General features: G+C 71.6%; 1 protein-coding gene. It reads left to right on the forward strand.

Annotated features, from left to right (window positions below; genetic code table 11):
• Positions 1-243 precede the first annotated feature (243 nt).
• Positions 244-465: a hypothetical protein gene (locus LZ604_RS35460; RefSeq protein WP_234520350.1), complete on the forward strand. Its 222-nt coding sequence runs from the start codon at positions 244-246 to the stop codon at positions 463-465.
• Positions 466-1090 lie beyond the last annotated feature (625 nt).

Genomic DNA, 1090 nt, shown 5'->3' on the forward strand with positions numbered 1-1090 from the left:
GCGTCGCCGTAGGGGCGCCATCCTTCGGAGCCGTGCGGCTCGAACACTCGGTACACCCAGTCCGTCTCGGTGCCCATACACCGATCCTGTCACCACCCAGTACCAGGCGCAGCAGCCGATCCACCGTTGGCCGCTCCTGCCACAACGGTGGTAACCCCCAAGATCCCCATTGGCCACGTCTGTGGCGGGATTCTTCAGGTAATCGGGCCAGTGTCAGGTAGAGGTGCAGGAACGAGGCGGCTTATGAAGCAGGCTGCTGACGGCGAAAGTTGGGCGCTGGCCGATGAGTCGATCTCGTTATCTGCAGCGTTCGAGGGCACGGAGGCGATTGCCCAGGCCCGTGATTACGCCCGGTCGTTCCTGCAGGATCTTCAGGCCGTGCACGGGGTGCCGGTGTCAGTCCGGGCGATGGGCAACGCCCCCCGCCGACGCGGGGGTGTTCCGTACGCGCTGATGCTGAAGTAGTCATCCAGGTCCAGGACGAGCCATTCTGAACCCGGCCCGGACCATCACCGGCGTCGCCGGACACGTCTGTTCCCCTCCCCCCGCCACCAGGCCCCGCACCGGCCGGCCACGCCGCCCAACCACCACGGTGACCAGCAGCAGCCTCGCCCGGACCGGCGGATCCGCACTTCCCCCAGGCCTGACGGCCAGGCTGCCGCTCGCCACCACGCACCGGCCAGCCCCAACCCGGACCAAACGGCCCGGCCGTACAGCCAGCACGCGGCCGACGCCAAAGGAGCCAGCCACCCCGCAGACACGCGCGAGTCCGGCGTGGACACACCTTGCCCACGTCCGGCATCCGGCCAGCGCCGTCGGATGGAACAGGCCCCTGTCACGGGCCCGACGGGGGCGGGGGCCGGACCCCCGACGGGGCCCGCGACGGTCGGGTGCGGGGCCGGCGGCCCCGGAGGACGGGTGGTGCGGCGCGCCACGGCCCGTGCCGCGTCTGCCGGGCGCCAAAAAAAGGGGGGAACCGCCCCGGGGACGTGCACCACGGCGTCGGCCGACGGCGGGGCGGGAGGCGGAGCCACCACGGGACGCATGCCAAGGCCGGCGTCCACACTCCAAGGCTCGAGCCGAACCGCCG

It is taken from the genome of Streptomyces glomeratus (genome assembly GCF_021462825.1).
GTDB lineage: Bacteria > Actinomycetota > Actinomycetes > Streptomycetales > Streptomycetaceae > Streptomyces > Streptomyces glomeratus.

Coding starts and splice junctions, on each gene's coding strand:
- LZ604_RS35460 (WP_234520350.1), top strand. CDS start 244: ATGAAGCAGGCTGCTGACGGCGAAAGTTGGGCGCTGGCCGATGAGTCG.